Here is a 16,542-nt window from a genome sequence, read left to right as displayed (position 1 = left end):
TTTTCCTCCTATATTACTGCTCCAACCAATTATAAAAAGGCACTTTTCCAGTAAATTTCGTCTCTTGTTTTGTCATTTGTTGTGCCCTTTGTTGATTCGCTCTAAATTTTTGACCTTGATTTTGAGCCTGATCTACCGTTTTAATTCCATTCTTTTTCCACTCAAATAAAATACGATCAATATATCGGAAATTTAGTTTTCCACTCATTACAGCTTCTCTAAGAGCCGCTTGAATTAAATTTGGATGATGTTGATCTTGGTCCTCCCACATCCCTAACGTTTCACATTCGAACGGCGAAAGTGGTCTTCCAAATTCTTTTTCAAATACTGTATATAAATTTACTTGTAGCTGTTTTTTTTCTTTTTGCTCTTCCTCTATTGATTCATCCATTAAGAAATGTAATATTTTTTCCCATAACGGTTGTAAAGAATAACTTTCGCACATCATCGCTTCTGATCTTTGTCCACCTTCTAGTGATAAAAAACCTTTTTGAATCAACGTCTGAATTACTTCCATACATTTCATTTCCGTTATCGTCATCCGTTCAGAAATCTCTGAAGGAGTCGGAAACGAATTACCTGATTCTAAAAATGTGTGTACATGAAGTACAACCATAAATTCCGTCTCATTTAAACCTAATTTTTTATAATGCATCATAAGCAATTTTGGAATTGCAATGCTTCCCTGCTCAAACCACTGTAACATCATTTTCTTTTTCATCACCAAACACCTCGCTCTCTAGTATAACACACCTTTAGCTATTTCTTTTTGCCACAATCCGTCAAAAAAACCTCCCCATTAATAGGGAGGTTTTTTATATTACATGAATGAAATATAAAATTAAGCTTGCACTTTACTTTTCATAAATGTATGGATGCGCTCTAATGCTTTCTCTACTTGTTCAAGAGATGTCGCATATGATAAACGAACATTATTTGGAGCACCAAATCCTGTACCTGGTACAAGAGCCACTTTTTCCTCTTCTAATAGAGCTTTTGCCCAATCATCAACTGTTGCATATCCTGATAAAGCTACAGCTTCTTTTACGTTAGGGAATAAGTAAAATGCCCCTTGCGGTTTAATACAAGTAAAGCCAGGGATTTGAATTAATTTATCATAAATGATGTTTAATCTCTCTTCAAAGGCTTGACGCATTGTTTCCACAGGTTCTTGTGAGCCTGCATATGCCGCAATTGCGCCGTATTGAGCGATTGAAGTAGGGTTTGACGTACTATGACTCGCTAAATTCGTCATTGCTTTAATAAGCTGCTTATTTCCTGCAGCATATCCAATACGCCATCCTGTCATAGAATGAGATTTAGATACACCATTAATAATAAGTGTTTGTTCTTTTAATGCATTAGAAAGCTGGGCAATTGAAGTATATTCTACGCCACCATAAATTAATTTTTCATAAATTTCATCAGAAACGATTAAAATATCATGTTCTAAACATACTTCTCCAAGCTGTTGTAATTCTTCTTTGCTATAAATCATTCCTGTTGGATTGCTCGGTGAATTAATAATAACTGCTTTCGTTTTCTCTGTAATTGCCTCACGCAGCTGCTTTGCTGTAATTTTGTACTCATTGTCTTCTAAACCTTCTACATAAACCGGCTTACCGCCAGCAAGCTTTACTTGCTCTGGATAGCTTACCCAGTAAGGAGTTGGGATGATAACTTCATCTCCCTCATCAAGTAATACTTGGAATAATGTATATAATGCATGCTTTGCACCATTACATACAATAATTTCAGATGGATCATACGCAATACCTTGATCGCGAGTAAATTTCTTCACAATTTCTTGTTTTAACGATTGTAATCCACCTGTTGGTGTATACTTCGTATGCCCTTCTAACATCGCTTTATGTGCAGCATCCATAATATGCTCTGGTGTATTAAAGTCAGGTTCCCCTGCCCCTAATGCAATTACATCATGACCCTCTGCTTTTAATGCTTGTGCCTTTGCTGTAATTTCTAAAGTTGAAGACGGTGTTAAAGCAGCTACTCGCTTTGCTAATTTCATTTGTAGTTCCCCCTACATCTATTTTTCAATGCTATATCGTCTTAAAAATTTTCCATCTTTAAATTCAAGATAGTAATAACTATAACGATTGTCATCATCAATATATGTAACTTCCCATAGTGGTACATCATTTTCAAAGCCTAATTTCACTTTCATAATCTCTTTCGGCTTACTTTTTGATTCCTTACTTTCATTGCCGACTTGCTCTATTGTTCTTTGTATAGCCTCTTTTTCAGAAATACCTTCGCTCTTTTTCCTTACTACAGTATCCCCTTTTTTCTCAGGCACCCAAACGATAAGTTGTTCTCCCTTTTCATCTGTACCTTGCACGACTATATATGCAGATTTTCCGTTGTAATAATCAACAGATTTCACCTTTGTAAGCTTTGCTTTTTCTTTAGCAATTTCTACAAATTTCGACTCTTTTGGAATTTTCTTTCCCATCGCTTTATTATAAACATACGCCCCATATATTCCGCTAGCAACGATAACAATAATGATTGCAAAGATCCACTTTTTCATTGTATCACTACGTTCTGTAAATCGTAAATACAGCTGTTTCTTTATCTTTTTCGTCTAATGCTAGTCCGAACATGAGGTCCTGCTCTTTTAACGTACGATTTAAACTATCAACAATTTTATACAAATCCGACGAATATTTAATACGCGTCGTTGATAGTACTTCGATTTTCTTATCCATGAAAAAACTCCTCCGTTACACAAAAATTTCTAATTATAGAAGAACGCAATGCGGTTACAATAAGAGTACATTCTTTACAACCCCTGCTTCATCACCCATCTATTATAGCAGGACATGTACAGCAAAAAAAGGTTTCAAGTCGAAAACCAACACATTTTGTATACAAGAAGTAAGAAAAATAAAATTCCTCCTACCCACATTTTTTACGCCTGAAGTTTATAAGTACTTCAGGCGTATTTTTCTTCCATTTTTATTCATTTGATGGTTCTTCTAATTGTACTAACAATTCTTCTAATGGTCCTTCATAAAGAGGTACGTTAGGAATCGATTGTAGAAATCGTTTTCCATAGGAAGAACTCGTCAAACGACGATCTAACACTACTACCGTTCCTGTATCTGTATTCGTTCGAATTAAGCGGCCGAATCCTTGTTTGAAACGTAATATTGCTTGTGGGAGCGCTAATTTAGCGAATACATCTTCACCTTGATTTTTTAGCCACTCACCTTTCGCTTCCATCATCGGCTGATGAGGAGGTGTAAATGGTAGACGGACTATAACAAGACAACTTAAGGCATCTCCAGGAATATCTATTCCTTCCCAGAAACTGCTCGTCCCTAATAAAATTGATTTGTCGAACTCTTGAAACTTTCGAATTAAGCGGCTTCGACTTCTATTATTCACACTTTGGGTGAGTAATAAATAACCCTCTAATTCATCATTATTTTTTAAATTCACATACGCTTCTTTTAACATTTCATACGAAGTGAATAAAACGAGCATTCTGCCTTTTGTGGCTTTTGCTATCTTTGCAATATGTTCCGATACAGATTCAATATATCGCTCATTACTTACTTGCTTAATAAAAGGTACATCCGTTGAAACCATTAATTTCATCTGTTCATCATAACGAAATGGTGACGGAACCTTTAATGTATTTGGAGCGAAATCATGTAAACCAAGTTCCTCTTTTATATAATCAAACGTATCGTTAACTGTTAGTGTTGCGGATGTAAAAATAACACTCTTTTTTTCTGTTAAAAATTCATCAGCAAATCTTTCACCAATATGGACAGGCTGTGCGTATAGAACTGTTGAATGAATCGTCCCTTTCGTTTCAGTCTCCATCCAAGTTACATACGAATTCTTTTCTAATACGAGTAACTGTAATGATTCTGCCATCTTTCTCAGCAACTCAATTAAATGCATAAATTCACCTGTTACAACATGCATCTCCCATTCTAACTTACTTTGCAATATATCCACTTGCTTCTCAAGAGCAGTTACTACCCTTCTTAATTCATATATAAAACGATTTGTTAATTCGACGATACTATCCCACAACTTACCTTTTTCTAGTTCTGCGTTATACCTATAGATGAGCGGCATATTATTCGTTCCTTGCTCTTGCTTTGTTTGTTTAAATATAAAAGTACGTAACATTTGGAAGAGTTCATCCGCATCAAACTTAAGTTCCTTCAAACTATAACTTATCATACGGAAAGTTGAACGAGATGCTTGCTCTGATTTTTTCATCATTTTATATACTTTGGAGAGTACATCTTCTGTTTCTAGCGTCCCAAGACGAGATATAACCAATTGAAAATACATACAAGAGAACTGTTCACCCAATGTTCTACTCGCAGCTTCTTCAATATGGTGAGCTTCATCAAAAATAATATGTTCGCATGAAGCAAACAACGGTTCTTCACTTGAAAAATCTTGAAATAATAACGCATGATTTGTAATAACGATATCTGCAAATAAAGCTTTATTCTTCGCTCGCTGATAAAAACAACGACTAAACCAATTACTTTGCATACCGCCTGGACTATACGCATCGCTACAAATACGATTCCAAAGTAACTTTCCGCCCTCAGGAATATTTAATTCGTCTCGATCACCTGTTTCAGTTTGCAATAGCCAAACTAAAATCTTCGCCTTCGTAAGTGCCATATCATAATTTTTTTCTTCCTCTTGCAAAGCATACTCAAATTTATGTAAGCATAAATAATGCTTTCTTCCTTTTAGAAGAGCTGCCTCAAATGAAAATGGCATTATTTTTTGTAATAACGGAATTTCTTTTTCTAATATTTGTTGTTGGAGTTGTACCGTTTGTGTACTTATAATGACAGGTTCTTCTTTTCTCTTTGCAAAATAAAGACTAGGAAGCAAATAAGCAAGAGTCTTTCCTGTTCCTGTACCCGCTTCAATTAGTGAAAAACGAGAATCTCTTAACGCCGTATATATCTCTTTCATCATCAGTTGTTGACTTTCTCTTCTTTCAAATTTTGGCATATGTGATTCCAATTTATCCATCGTTTTATTCAAGAAAGCATCAAACTTTGATGAACACGTTTCTCCAAGGTTTAAGGAATAGTTCCGCTTTTTCAGCGCAATATTTCGATGTATTTCATACTCCGCTATATCTTCTTTACCGTGCATTACTTTCTTTAAAATATTTTCAGAAAGCACATCAGCTATATCGCTTTGGAACACATCACTTAATTCATAAAGCGATTGCAACGTGACAAGTGGTAACTTTTCAATTTCATTTAAAAATTGTAAAAATAATTCCGCTGTTGCAAGAGCATCACTATCCGCACGATGTGGTTGATCGTGCTCTAGTTCATGCTTCTTAGCTAAATCACGTAATTTATAACTATCGGCTGTCGGCAAAAGAATTTGAGCCAATTCAACCGTGTCGATTTTCGGACAATGTATTTCTGTATATCCAGCTTGCCTTAATTCTTCATTTAAAAAATTCCAATCAAAGTGAACATTATGCGCAACGAAAGCCGCACCTTGTAATAGCTCAACAATCATCGGGGCTACATCTTGAAATAACGGGGCTTGTTTTACAAGACTTTCATCAATCCCTGTTAATTCTGTAATAAATGGTGGGATCTCTCTCTTTGGGTTAACAAAAGACGAAAAAATCTCCAATATCTCTCCATCTTCTACTACAACAGCTGCAATTTGGGTAATTTTATCCTTCCCATCTTTCCAGGAGTTCCCTGTCGTCTCTAAATCAACAACGACATAACGCTTACTCATATATGTAACACCTCAATTTCTTACCTTTCAAACAACAATAATTTATATAATGTTACTATACCACGTTTTATCTCATCTTAATGAAAAGATGCACAAAAAAGCTATCTCCGCAATGGAGATAGCCTTTCTACTTATAATATCGTACCCGCTTTTTCAGCACCTAACATTTCAATAATTTGATTATTATCGTCTAATACTGCAATTTTTGGTTCTTGTTTATGAATCTCTTCTTCCGTAACTAGCCCATAACAAATAATAATTACTTTGTCCCCTGGTTGTACAAGCCTTGCCGCAGCACCGTTTAAACAAACAACACCACTACCGCGTTCCCCTTTAATAACGTATGTCTCTAAGCGAGCACCATTATTATTATTTACAATTTGGACTTTTTCGTTTTCTACAATATTTACTGCATCCATTAAGTCTTCATCAATTGTAATACTACCTACATAATTTAAATTTGCCTCCGTTACAGTTGCACGATGTAACTTTGCTCTCATCATTGTGCGAAACATAGATGCTCCCCCTTATTTAACTGTTAATGTTATATTGTCAATTAATCTTACATTTTCAAACTTAACTGCAATAGCTAAAATGATTCTTCCTTTGACTTTCTCTACCATTGTTAATGACGGATATGCATATAAATCTGCATAATCTACAGTGCCTTTCGTATGCGTCTCAATATACTCTTTCACAAGATTTGTAATGATTTCGGGATTACGTTCACCTGCCTCAATTCTTTCTTTCGCTATACATAGGCTGCGGTATAAATGAAGAGCTTCTTCACGTTCATCTTGTGATAGGTACACGTTACGAGAACTTTTCGCTAAACCATCTTCTTCCCTTACAATATCAACTGGTACGATTGTAACTGGAATATTGAAATCAGTTACAAACCCTTCAATTACTGCAACTTGTTGAGCATCTTTCATACCGAAATAAGCACGCTTTGGCAGCGTAATATTAAATAGTTTCATTAGTACAGTTGCAACACCAGCAAAATGACCAGGTCTTTGTTGACCGCATAATACGTCCGTGCGCTTCACAACTTCTACCGTTGTTGTTTGTTCTGCTGGATACATTTCTTCTACACTCGGATAAAATAAATAATCTACACCGTTTTCTTTTGCTACATTTTCATCTCTATCAATATCACGAGGATATCGATCTAAATCTTCATTTGGGCCAAATTGTAGTGGGTTTACAAATACACTTAAAACTACAATTTCATTTTCTTCTCTTGCCTTACGTAATAAAGTAGCATGGCCTTCATGTAAATAACCCATTGTTGGAACAAAACCAATACTCTTTCCACTTGCACGAAGTTCGCTCGTAATTTGCTGCATCTCTTGCACTGTAGTTACGATTTTCATTATTGTTTTCCTCCGTATAACGCTAAGCATTCTTCCTCTTTCATTGTGAACGAATGTTTTTCTTCAGGAAATTGCCTTGTCTTTACTTCAGTAACATATTGTGAAATCCCACGCACAATCTCCTCTTGAACAGACGTATATTGCTTCACAAATTTCGGAACACGATTTACGCCGTATGAGATAAGATCATGATAAACAAGCACTTGCCCATCTACTTTTTGTCCTGCACCAATCCCAATTGTCGGTATTGTTAGTTGCTCTGAAATAAGTTCTGCTAACTGCATTGGTACACATTCTAACACAAGCGCTATTGCACCAGCTTCTTCACATTTCTTTGCATCTTCTATTAATTTTTTTGCACTCTCCGCATCTTTTCCTTGCACTTTATATCCACCCAACACTCCTACAGATTGAGGGGTTAAACCTAAATGCGCTACAACAGGAATTCCTGCGTTCGTCAAATATTGAATCGTCGATATAACTTCTCCAGCACCTTCTACCTTCAGTGCGTGTGCCCCGCTCTCTTGAACGATGCGGCGTGCATTCACCATCGTTTCTTGTAATGATACGTGATACGACATAAATGGCATATCAGTTACAATAAACGTCTCTTTCGCTCCGCGGCGTACAGCTTTCGTATGATGAATCATATCCTCTACTGTTACAGGTACTGTTGAATCGTATCCGAGTACAACCATTCCAAGAGAATCTCCAACTAGAATCATATCAACTTTAGCTTCTTCTGCTAATTTAGCAGATGGATAATCATACGCCGTTAGCATTGTAATCGGCTCACCTTGCTCTTTCATCTTCAAAAAATCTGTTTTTGTTTTCAAAAACTACTCCTCCTTTATGCAGGAGAGAGGAGATGGCCGAAATCATATAAAAAAACCCCTCTGGCCATAAAAGGGCAGAAGGGTTGTGTGTTAGTCGGCATTATTCATCCCTCTGTCCCAGTCCGTTATTGGATCAAGGCAGAATCCAAGTTATTATTTTTCGTATGACTTCGAATCATGGTGCAGTTCGCTCTGATACTGCCCACATTCGAACTAATTATAGCAAACTACAAAAAGGAATTACTACATTTTTCCGAAAAAATAATTTTTTATTCTTATTACGGTATATGAAATTTAACAAGAGAGTATATATGCTATACAGTTTTTATGGATAATTCAATCCTGAAAAGATACATGTTTTTTCAACGCATGTTAAAAAAGTCCAAGTTAATTTTTTCTGTAATCAATTTAACTATATAGTATAACTCTTAAACTAATGATGCAGGTTAATTGAGGAAAGTACTTAACAAAGGAGAATTGCAGATGTCTATGAACAGGTGGTTATTTCGATTCAGCAGTTTGCTTGTAATGATTGTATGGTGGATGTCTTTAGGATCCTCCCAAGTATTTGCCTCAGTTCATGTCGTAACACAACCCACCGATTTAACGAAAGTGATTGAGGTTGAACTAAATGATGATTACTTTAATCCAAATGTCATCACGATTCCGCTTGAAGGATCAACAACATTACTATTGAAAAATAAAGGTAAAAACGAGCACACCTTTACAGTGAAAAAACTCGGTATTGACGTCGTAGTCCAGTCAGGAAAAGAAAAGAATATTACCGTGAAACCTAAAAATACTGGTACATATGAATTAATATGTCGATACCATCTTCTTAAAGGAATGACAGGCAAAGTAATCGTCAAATAACATGCCAGGTCAACTCGACGGAAGCTATTTTGAAATGAACTTTAAATATGAAAAGAATTTATTATCATGTTACAAATTCAACTCAAAACTATTGAAATAAAAAGAAGTTCCAAAAGAGGAACTTCTTTTACTTAATTTCGATATCTGCAGAATGAATATGATGTACTTTCCCCTCATGATCCTCCAGAAGTAATACACCATCCTCTGTGATTCCTTTTGCTAACCCCGTAATTGTCTCTCTCATCGTTCGAGCGGTAATTTCTTTCCCGATGCTCACAGCGTAACTTTCCCAAAGAATTTTAATGACAGAGAAACCATTTTGTAAATATTCTTCATATAATTTTTCTAGTTGTAAATAGATTTGTTGCATAAGTTCTGCACGAACAATCGGCTTACCTGATTCAATCGCTAATGAAGTAGCGATGTGCTGAATTTCTTCATCAAAATGTTCTTGCTTTTGATTCGCATTAATACCGATGCCCATAATGACAGCATTAATTTTATCAGGATCCGCTTGCATTTCTGTTAATATACCTACAGCCTTTTTACCTTGAATTAAAATATCATTTGGCCATTTTATTCCTACGTTTACACCTGTACATTTTTCAATTGCCTGTGCAACACTAACAGCCGCTAACAAAGTAAGTTGCGGTGCATGATGAACTGGGATTGACGGGCGTAAAATAATACTCATCCAAATCCCTGTTCCTTTTGGTGAATGCCATTTTCTGCTTAAACGACCTCTTCCCGCTGTTTGTTCTTCTGCTACAACGACAGTTCCTTCTTCTGCACCTTCATAAGCAAGTTTTGCTGCAATGTGCTGCGTTGATTCAACAGTTTCTTCAAAATACACTGTTCTACCAATCCGCTTCGTTTGTAGCCCTAACTGAATTTCATTAGCAGTCACTTTGTCTGGCTTACTTGCAATTCGGTAACCTAATCGGCGCACAGCTTCAAGTTCATATCCCTCACTCCGGAGATCCTCCATATGTTTCCACACAGCAGTTCTTGAACAACCAAGTTTATCACTAATTGTTTGGCCGGATACAAACTCGCCATCCGCTTCAGAAAAAACTTGCAATAACTGCTTTCTTATAGTAGATTGCATCCTTGCAGCCACTCCCTTATACGCTCTTTCTCATTAACTACGTTTCCTTGTACGATTGCTTCTTCGATTTTCTGAAGCATTTCAGCAACCCACGGACCAGGCTTTTTGTTTGCCCAGTTTAATAAATCATTACCAGTCACATTCATTTCTTGACGTTCCTGGATTGGCAATGCATGAAACATTAATTGTACTCGTTCAACAGATGTAGGGTCATAGCTTTCAATCATCGCTTCATGTACTCTCTCTGCCATTTCAGCGATATGAATTCCCGTTTTATAAAGAAGGACTGTATCCCAATCCTTCTCCTTTCTAGTACGAATTGCCAATAAAACTGCAACAATATCTTTTATTTTTTTATTCGAAAACTTCCATTGACGTAAAAAGACAGATGGATGTTCTTCTCCGATACAATATAAGAAAAATGCCCACGCCTCAATATCCGTTTCGAAAGAATCCCATTTATACTGCGTAGCTTTTAACAGTCTCTCTTCTGACATTTGTAAATATGGCAAATGAGAAAATAGCTTCGTCTCTACTAATTCTTTGAGACCTTTCACACAATATGTACCAGTTAACAGTTTCTCAAACTCTACTGTAATACGCTCAATTGCTATATGTTCTAGCAAATGCCCATGCGTTTCAATCGCTTGCTTCGTTTTCATTTCTAATGAAAAACCTAACGTGCTTACAAACCGAATACCACGCATCATTCGCAGGGCATCTTCTTGAAAACGATCCGCAGCATTTCCAACTGTCACAATTTTTCTCTGTTGAATGGCTTCCTGTCCAGCAAATAAATCAACCATTTTGCCTTCTTCTGTCATAGCAATTGCATTCATCGTGAAATCACGACGTTTTAAATCCTCTTCTAATGAACGAACAAATTGAACACTACTAGGTCTTCGAAAATCTTCATATTCGCTTTCTGTTCGAAAAGTAGTTACCTCATAAGGCTCACCATTTTCTACAACAATTACAGTTCCATGCTCAAGACCAACAGGAACATTTCTTGGGAATATAGCCATCACTTCTTCTGGTAGAGCAGATGTCGCAATATCAATATCTCCAATCGGCCTATCGATAATAAGATCTCGTACGCTCCCACCAACAAAGTAAGCCTCATGTCCTTGTTGCTTTAATGTCTCAATAATAGAACTAGCTTTTTTAAATCTTTCCATTTTTGTCATCCCTTAGTACGTCATAGTAAATCGTTTCATATTGTGAAACAATTTTTTCTGAGCGAAATTGCTCATAAACACTTTCTCTTGCTCGTTCTCCCATATTACGGTGAAGTTCCTCGTCCTTTAATAGCTGAATAGCTTGATTTGCCACTCCTGTTGTATCGCCAACTTCACATAAATATCCTGTTTCCCCGTGTTGAATAACCTCTGGAATACCTCCAACCCGCGTTCCGATACAAGGTACACCACACGCCATTGCTTCTAATAAAACAAGACCAAAACTTTCCTTCTCTGATAGAAGCAACATTAAATCACTCATCGCAAGTAGTTCTGCAACATTATCTTGCTTCCCTAGGAATAAAACGCGATCTTCAATATGTAAATTCTTCACTATCTGTAAAATCGTACAGAATTCTGGTCCGTCTCCAACAAGAAGCAACTTCGCATCTACTTCTTTAACAATTTTAGCAAATGCCTGAACAACATCCTGCACACGTTTCACTTTACGGAAATTCGAAATATGAATAAGTACTTTTTCACTCTCACTTATACCGTATTCTTTCTTTAATTGAGACATATTACGCTTGAAATATACACGTTCGTCTATAAAGTTATATACCGTTTGAATTTCTTTACTTGGTTTTACAAGCTCATGTGTTTCGTTAATTAATGAATGCGAGACAGCAGTGACAACATCTGATTGCTCAATACCAAAACGAATTAAATTATTTAACGAAGGGTCGGAACCTAACACAGTAATATCTGTTCCATGTAAGGTTGTAACAATTTTAATACGCTCTCCGATCATTTGTTTTGCTAAATATGCACAAATTGCATGTGGTATTGCGTAATGCACATGTAAAATGTCTAAGTTTTCTCTTTGTGCAACCTCGGCCATTTTACTTGCTAACGCTAAATCGTATGGTGGATATTGAAATACAGAGTATTGATTTACCGTCACTTCATGAAAATAAATGTTTGGATATACTTTATTTAACCGGAATGGTAAACCCGATGTAATAAAGTGAATTTCATGCCCACGTTCCGCCAATTGCTTTCCTAATTCTGTTCCAACAACTCCAGAACCACCTACAGAAGGATAACATGTAATACCTATTTTTAATTTCATTTACATCCCCCTAATAAATCAGCATGTAATAAAACCGGTTTCTTACTCATAAATCCCTCGGCATACAAGACTCCAACTTCTTTTCCAAACATCTTCTCACGAGCGATTACAGTTTCAACGTAACCTTCTGTTAACGGTGTCTTAACACCATCGCTCCCTGTTGAAAACTGACTTTCATACGCTTCTAATGCTTCCACCTTTATAGAGAGGTACTCACTTATATCTATACAAAAATTCGGTTTATGAAAACCATTAATCATATAATTATAAAAAGACTCCACACGATGTGGTGAAAGTTCCGGCATATATTTACGGATTCCTGCTGAAAAAATAGCCTCTTCCACAAGCTTTGCACAATTTGCATGATCTGGATGGCGATCTTCATAGTACGGTGCAAAAACTAGTTTTGGTTTATATGTACGGATCACCTTGACAATTTCACGTATATACTCTTCTTTCATATACAAACCACGGTCTGGCATCGCTAAATTCAGCCTCGTTTTTACTCCCATTATACGAGCTGCAACCTTCGCTTCTTCTTTTCTCAACTCTATCGTTCCATTTGAAGAAAGATCAGCTTCTGTTAAATCACAAATACCTACTTCATACCCTTGCTTTGTATATTTAGCGATGGTACCAGCCATGCCGATTTCAACATCATCGGCATGAGCACCAAACGCTAATATATGTAATCCACTCATAATTGTTCCCCTCATTTTCTTAACTTACGATAATCTAAATCTCCTCGCTCTAATGCGTGCATTAACATTTCAGCACTTGCCATATTCGTTGCAAGTGGAATCGCATATACATCACATAAACGAAGCAATGCATTCACATCCGGTTCATGCGGCTGTGCTGTTAATGGATCGCGGAAGAAAATCACCATATCTAAGTCGTTCTTTGCAATCATTGCACCAATTTCTTGATCTCCACCAAGAGGGCCAGATTGATATCTTGTTACAACTAATCCAGTCGCTTCCATAATACGAAGCCCTGTCGTTCCTGTTGCAAATAATTCATGTTGTTCAAAAATTGGTTTATATGCGTATGCAAACGAAACCATATCATTTTTCTTTTTGTCATGTGCGATTAAGGCAATTTTCATCCGTTGTCTCCCCTTTAGTCGATAATATTTTCTAAACCGTACACAAGATGATCAAGGTTCATTACTGTCTCAATTGATAGTTTTACACCTGACATAAATGATGCACGATTGAATGAATCATGACGAACTGTTAACATTTGTCCATCTCCACCGAACATTACTTCTTGGTGTGCAATAAGCCCTGGCAAACGTACACTATGAATGTGAATACCGTCTACATTTGCACCACGTGCACCTGCTAGTTGCTCTACTTCTTTTGGATGACCTTGCTGCTTTGATTCACGATTTTGACGAATTAACTCTACCGTTTTTACAGCTGTACCAGATGGTGCGTCTAATTTTTGATCATGATGTAATTCAATTACCTCAACATCTTGGAAATATTTCGCTGCCATTTGTGAGAATTTCATCATAAGAACTGCACCAATTGCAAAGTTTGGAGCAATAATTGTTCCTACTGCTTTTTCTTTTGCATTCTCTGTTAAACGTGCCAATTCTTCTTCTGTAAATCCAGTTGTACCAATAACCGAACGAAGTCCACGCTCAACTGCAAGTGTAACGTGTTGTTTCCCCACTTCTGGTGTTGTTAAATCTAACAACACATCTGCTTCTACTTCATCTAAACAAGTATGTAAATCAGCGTAAATCGGTGCATGTAATGCTGGCATGCCAGGTAAATCAGAAATCTTCTCACCACCATGCTTATAATCCACTGCTGCTACTAAATTAAAATGTTCCGTTCTTTCCATAAGAAGAACTGCTTCATGTCCCATACGTCCTCTTGGTCCGGCGATAATTACTTTAATTTCTTTCATTATTCTTTCTCTCCCTCATCAATACGTGTCCAGCGATCTTTATCACGTGTATTAAATTTATTCATTACAATGTTATGTGCTGTCTCTAAATCAATATTTAAACTATTTGCCATACAAATCATAACAAATAATACATCTCCAAGCTCTTCTTCAATACTTCTTTCTTTTTCAGTTGTTTTCTTCGGTTTCTCACCATAATAATGATTTACCTCTCTTGCAAGCTCTCCCATTTCTTCCGTTAAACGAGCCATCATTGCAAGCGGACTGAAATAACCTTCTTTAAACTGACCAATATATGCATCTACTTCTTTCTGCATATCTTTCATCGTTTTTGCTTCCATACTATTCACCTCTAATCCTTCCTCTTTCATGTTAGCCAATTCATCGCGATTTGACAAATATTATTCCCCGTCAAACACCTATTTGCGACCCATTTTTGGATAGACTATAATAAAGTGAAACTTCTTTTGCGTTTTTTTGCAAAAGATTAGTTGAACTAATCGGGTTCCTACGGCTGGTTTGCCCCTCTTCTTTGCTTCATCTCCTATCAGCCGTTAGAGCGGGATAAAGTGAAACCTTCTTTTGTGCTTTTCACAAAAGATCAGCCCACATCAATCAAGTTCTTACTATTTTCACTAGCAACTAGAAATTACTTATTATTATGTTTTACTGTTTCAGCGGAGCAATGCAATCATTACATAATTAGGGGGATTTCTATATGACATCAAAATTGAAGATGCGAAATATTATTTTTATTTTAATCGGTTCCGCTATATTTTCTTTCGGTATTGTCAATATCAATATTGAAAACCACCTTGCAGAGGGTGGGTTTACTGGTATTACACTATTAGTGTATTTTTTATTTAAGTTTGATCCTTCCTACTCAAACTTAATTTTAAATATCCCTATATTTTTTATTGGTTGGAGGTTACTTGGCAGAACAACATTTTTATATACATTAATTGGCACCTTTAGCGTATCTTTATTTCTATGGATTTTCCAGCGTTACGAAGTACTCAACTTACATTTAAACTTGCAAAATGATATGACACTCGCAGCTTTATTCGCCGGGGCATTTATCGGTATCGGCCTTGGAATAATATTTAAATATGGCGGGACTACTGGCGGTGTAGATATTATCGCACGACTAGCTCACAAATATGTTGGCTGGAGTATGGGGAAAACAATGTTTATGTTTGATGCTGTCGTTATCGTAGTCTCTATTCTTACCTATTTATCATACCGCGAGGGCATGTATACGCTAGTTGCTGTTTTTATCGGTGCTAAAGTCATTGATTTTATGCAAGAAGGAGCTTATGCTGCCAAAGGAGCGACTATTATCTCAGAGAAAAACGATGAAATTGCTGCCAAAATTTTATCTGAAATGGAGCGCGGAGCAACCTTTTTAAAAGCTGTTGGATCGTATACAAAAGTGGAACGTAACGTATTGTATTGCGTTGTTGCTAAAAATGAAATCGTGAAATTAAAGAATATCATTACTTCTGTAGATCCTCATGCTTTTGTCGCTGTAAGTGATGTACATGATGTAGTTGGTGAAGGATTTACGTTAGATGAAAATAAAAACCCTTTACATAATTAAATGTAACTAGAAAAGCGCCTTAGCTTTTCTAGTTTTTTATTACAAGTCTTTTAAGCTTCTCAAAATCCTCATGAATAAGCTCCAATAAACTCCGATTATAAAAAATGGAAGCTGGATGAAAAGTCGGAAAAACATGATATTCTTTCTCTGACCATGTAAACTCTGCACTTTGCATATCCTTTAATTTTTGAATGGGCTGTTTTAATAATTGCCCGTGTACATCTGTGATTTTTTTATTTTTTCCTGTTAAACGTTGAAGACCGATATTTCCAAGCGTGACGATAAGCTTCGGATGTATTTTCTCTAATTCATAATCTAACAAAGGCGCATGGGCAACTATTTCTCCCTGATTTGGCGTTCTATTATACTTTTTTTGTATGATTTCACCATTTCTTTCTTTTTTCTCTCGCCATTTATAAGGTCTACTTCGAACAGCGCTCGTAATATATACTTCTTCCCTTGTAACATCAATACGCTCTAAAAAATCCATTAATTGTTTTCCCGCCCTCCCGCTAAACGGAATCCCATTATGAATTTCTGTTTCACCAGGTGCTTCTCCTAACAACATAAATTTGGGATTTTCAGGACCTTGTCCACTTAAAAAACCTTCTAGTTGATAAGGAGCACTGCGCTCTTGCACTTGTTTTACTAAATGGTCTGGATATTTCATTTCCCCCCACCGCCTTTCCGCATTACTTCTATTATTTCTATTTGCAATACATTATATAATTC

The 16,542-nt window shown here is 36.4% G+C and carries 18 protein-coding genes; 2 read left to right on the top strand and 16 right to left on the bottom strand.

All coding sequences use genetic code 11. The features are described 5' to 3' along the window. Window positions 1–13: 13 nt before the first annotated feature. The 8 genes from dnaD to panB all read right to left on the bottom strand — a co-directional run bounded on the left by dnaD (window position 14) and on the right by panB (window position 7,996). On the bottom strand, window positions 14–721 hold the full coding sequence (dnaD, locus tag GBN78_RS14625) for a DNA replication protein DnaD (RefSeq protein ID WP_000728552.1): 708 nt from the start codon (window positions 719–721) through the stop codon (window positions 14–16). A gap of 120 nt (window positions 722–841) precedes the next feature. Next, the gene (aspB, locus tag GBN78_RS14620) at window positions 842–2,029 is read right to left on the bottom strand and encodes an aspartate transaminase AspB (RefSeq protein ID WP_000761560.1); all 1,188 of its coding nucleotides are present in this window, start codon (window positions 2,027–2,029) and stop codon (window positions 842–844) included. 18 nt (window positions 2,030–2,047) lie between these two features. Continuing rightward, window positions 2,048–2,551, bottom strand: coding sequence for a cell wall elongation regulator TseB-like domain-containing protein (locus GBN78_RS14615; RefSeq protein WP_000758739.1), 504 nt, complete (start codon window positions 2,549–2,551; stop codon window positions 2,048–2,050). A 7-nt stretch (window positions 2,552–2,558) separates the two neighbouring features. Beyond that, window positions 2,559–2,729, bottom strand: a complete 171-nt coding sequence (locus GBN78_RS14610) for a YpmA family protein (protein ID WP_000358352.1) — start codon at window positions 2,727–2,729, stop codon at window positions 2,559–2,561. A gap of 250 nt (window positions 2,730–2,979) precedes the next feature. Further along, the gene (dinG, locus tag GBN78_RS14605; protein WP_025967078.1) at window positions 2,980–5,784 is read right to left on the bottom strand and encodes an ATP-dependent DNA helicase DinG; all 2,805 of its coding nucleotides are present in this window, start codon (window positions 5,782–5,784) and stop codon (window positions 2,980–2,982) included. Between the two features lie 131 nt (window positions 5,785–5,915). Next, window positions 5,916–6,299, bottom strand: coding sequence for an aspartate 1-decarboxylase (panD, locus tag GBN78_RS14600; protein WP_000490182.1), 384 nt, complete (start codon window positions 6,297–6,299; stop codon window positions 5,916–5,918). Between the two features lie 12 nt (window positions 6,300–6,311). Further along, window positions 6,312–7,160, bottom strand: coding sequence for a pantoate--beta-alanine ligase (panC, locus tag GBN78_RS14595; RefSeq protein ID WP_025967077.1), 849 nt, complete (start codon window positions 7,158–7,160; stop codon window positions 6,312–6,314). Beyond that, the gene (gene panB, locus GBN78_RS14590; protein ID WP_000853122.1) at window positions 7,160–7,996 is read right to left on the bottom strand and encodes a 3-methyl-2-oxobutanoate hydroxymethyltransferase; all 837 of its coding nucleotides are present in this window, start codon (window positions 7,994–7,996) and stop codon (window positions 7,160–7,162) included. The genes panC and panB overlap by 1 nt, the downstream gene beginning before the upstream one ends. Window positions 7,997–8,479: 483 nt before the next feature. Here panB and GBN78_RS14580 point away from each other — a divergent pair, with 483 nt between their 5' ends. After that, window positions 8,480–8,869: a cupredoxin domain-containing protein gene (locus GBN78_RS14580; protein WP_000062393.1), complete on the top strand. Its 390-nt coding sequence runs from the start codon at window positions 8,480–8,482 to the stop codon at window positions 8,867–8,869. A gap of 127 nt (window positions 8,870–8,996) precedes the next feature. Here GBN78_RS14580 and GBN78_RS14575 read toward each other — a convergent pair whose 3' ends face one another. From GBN78_RS14575 to GBN78_RS14545, 7 genes are read right to left on the bottom strand one after another with little or no spacing between them, the layout of a single operon-like run. Beyond that, window positions 8,997–9,977: a biotin--[acetyl-CoA-carboxylase] ligase gene (locus GBN78_RS14575; RefSeq protein ID WP_001192063.1), complete on the bottom strand. Its 981-nt coding sequence runs from the start codon at window positions 9,975–9,977 to the stop codon at window positions 8,997–8,999. Then, complete coding sequence (locus tag GBN78_RS14570; RefSeq protein WP_025967076.1) at window positions 9,962–11,155, bottom strand: CCA tRNA nucleotidyltransferase; 1,194 nt, start codon at window positions 11,153–11,155, stop codon at window positions 9,962–9,964. Before GBN78_RS14570 ends, GBN78_RS14575 begins: the two co-directional genes overlap by 16 nt. Beyond that, window positions 11,142–12,287, bottom strand: a complete 1,146-nt coding sequence (gene bshA / locus GBN78_RS14565) for an N-acetyl-alpha-D-glucosaminyl L-malate synthase BshA (protein ID WP_000768305.1) — start codon at window positions 12,285–12,287, stop codon at window positions 11,142–11,144. Before bshA ends, GBN78_RS14570 begins: the two co-directional genes overlap by 14 nt. Next, window positions 12,284–12,988 (bottom strand): bacillithiol biosynthesis deacetylase BshB1, encoded by a 705-nt coding sequence (gene bshB1 / locus GBN78_RS14560; RefSeq protein ID WP_000015673.1) that lies wholly within the window; start codon window positions 12,986–12,988, stop codon window positions 12,284–12,286. The genes bshA and bshB1 overlap by 4 nt, the downstream gene beginning before the upstream one ends. A gap of 11 nt (window positions 12,989–12,999) precedes the next feature. Further along, the gene (gene mgsA, locus GBN78_RS14555; protein ID WP_000684765.1) at window positions 13,000–13,395 is read right to left on the bottom strand and encodes a methylglyoxal synthase; all 396 of its coding nucleotides are present in this window, start codon (window positions 13,393–13,395) and stop codon (window positions 13,000–13,002) included. Between the two features lie 14 nt (window positions 13,396–13,409). Next, window positions 13,410–14,210 carry a dihydrodipicolinate reductase gene (dapB, locus tag GBN78_RS14550; protein ID WP_000658809.1) on the bottom strand — a complete coding sequence of 267 codons (801 nt, stop codon included), beginning with the start codon at window positions 14,208–14,210 and terminating at the stop codon, window positions 13,410–13,412. Beyond that, window positions 14,210–14,551, bottom strand: coding sequence for a nucleotide pyrophosphohydrolase (locus GBN78_RS14545; protein WP_002108639.1), 342 nt, complete (start codon window positions 14,549–14,551; stop codon window positions 14,210–14,212). The genes dapB and GBN78_RS14545 overlap by 1 nt, the downstream gene beginning before the upstream one ends. 377 nt (window positions 14,552–14,928) lie before the next feature. On the opposite strand from GBN78_RS14545, the gene GBN78_RS14535 reads away from it, so the two are divergent. Further along, on the top strand, window positions 14,929–15,810 hold the full coding sequence (locus GBN78_RS14535; protein ID WP_152127486.1) for a YitT family protein: 882 nt from the start codon (window positions 14,929–14,931) through the stop codon (window positions 15,808–15,810). 28 nt (window positions 15,811–15,838) lie between these two features. Here the strand turns inward: GBN78_RS14535 and GBN78_RS14530 are convergent, their stop codons facing one another. Next, window positions 15,839–16,480: a uracil-DNA glycosylase gene (locus GBN78_RS14530; protein ID WP_000876871.1), complete on the bottom strand. Its 642-nt coding sequence runs from the start codon at window positions 16,478–16,480 to the stop codon at window positions 15,839–15,841. Window positions 16,481–16,542: the final 62 nt, after the last annotated feature.

Source organism: Bacillus sp. B2-WWTP-C-10-Post-4 (assembly GCF_009183805.1).
In the GTDB taxonomy this organism is placed as follows: Bacteria; Bacillota; Bacilli; order Bacillales; family Bacillaceae_G; genus Bacillus_A; species Bacillus_A cereus.
Note: the sequence above shows the minus strand (reverse complement) of the source record. Positions and strands in the feature narration are given on the sequence as shown.

Bases quoted from the DNA above. Each gene is read 5' to 3' on its own strand.
- dnaD (WP_000728552.1), bottom strand. From the start codon at position 721: ATGAAAAAGAAAATGATGTTACAGTGGTTTGAGCAGGGAAGCATTGCA.
- aspB (WP_000761560.1), bottom strand. From the start codon at position 2,029: ATGAAATTAGCAAAGCGAGTAGCTGCTTTAACACCGTCTTCAACTTTA.
- GBN78_RS14615 (WP_000758739.1), bottom strand. From the start codon at position 2,551: ATGAAAAAGTGGATCTTTGCAATCATTATTGTTATCGTTGCTAGCGGA.
- GBN78_RS14610 (WP_000358352.1), bottom strand. From the start codon at position 2,729: ATGGATAAGAAAATCGAAGTACTATCAACGACGCGTATTAAATATTCG.
- dinG (WP_025967078.1), bottom strand. From the start codon at position 5,784: ATGAGTAAGCGTTATGTCGTTGTTGATTTAGAGACGACAGGGAACTCC.
- panD (WP_000490182.1), bottom strand. From the start codon at position 6,299: ATGTTTCGCACAATGATGAGAGCAAAGTTACATCGTGCAACTGTAACG.
- panC (WP_025967077.1), bottom strand. From the start codon at position 7,160: ATGAAAATCGTAACTACAGTGCAAGAGATGCAGCAAATTACGAGCGAA.
- GBN78_RS14580 (WP_000062393.1), top strand. From the start codon at position 8,480: ATGTCTATGAACAGGTGGTTATTTCGATTCAGCAGTTTGCTTGTAATG.
- GBN78_RS14575 (WP_001192063.1), bottom strand. From the start codon at position 9,977: ATGCAATCTACTATAAGAAAGCAGTTATTGCAAGTTTTTTCTGAAGCG.
- GBN78_RS14570 (WP_025967076.1), bottom strand. From the start codon at position 11,155: ATGGAAAGATTTAAAAAAGCTAGTTCTATTATTGAGACATTAAAGCAA.
- bshA (WP_000768305.1), bottom strand. From the start codon at position 12,287: ATGAAATTAAAAATAGGTATTACATGTTATCCTTCTGTAGGTGGTTCT.
- bshB1 (WP_000015673.1), bottom strand. From the start codon at position 12,988: ATGAGTGGATTACATATATTAGCGTTTGGTGCTCATGCCGATGATGTT.
- mgsA (WP_000684765.1), bottom strand. From the start codon at position 13,395: ATGAAAATTGCCTTAATCGCACATGACAAAAAGAAAAATGATATGGTT.
- dapB (WP_000658809.1), bottom strand. From the start codon at position 14,210: ATGAAAGAAATTAAAGTAATTATCGCCGGACCAAGAGGACGTATGGGA.
- GBN78_RS14545 (WP_002108639.1), bottom strand. From the start codon at position 14,551: ATGGAAGCAAAAACGATGAAAGATATGCAGAAAGAAGTAGATGCATAT.
- GBN78_RS14535 (WP_152127486.1), top strand. From the start codon at position 14,929: ATGACATCAAAATTGAAGATGCGAAATATTATTTTTATTTTAATCGGT.
- GBN78_RS14530 (WP_000876871.1), bottom strand. From the start codon at position 16,480: ATGAAATATCCAGACCATTTAGTAAAACAAGTGCAAGAGCGCAGTGCT.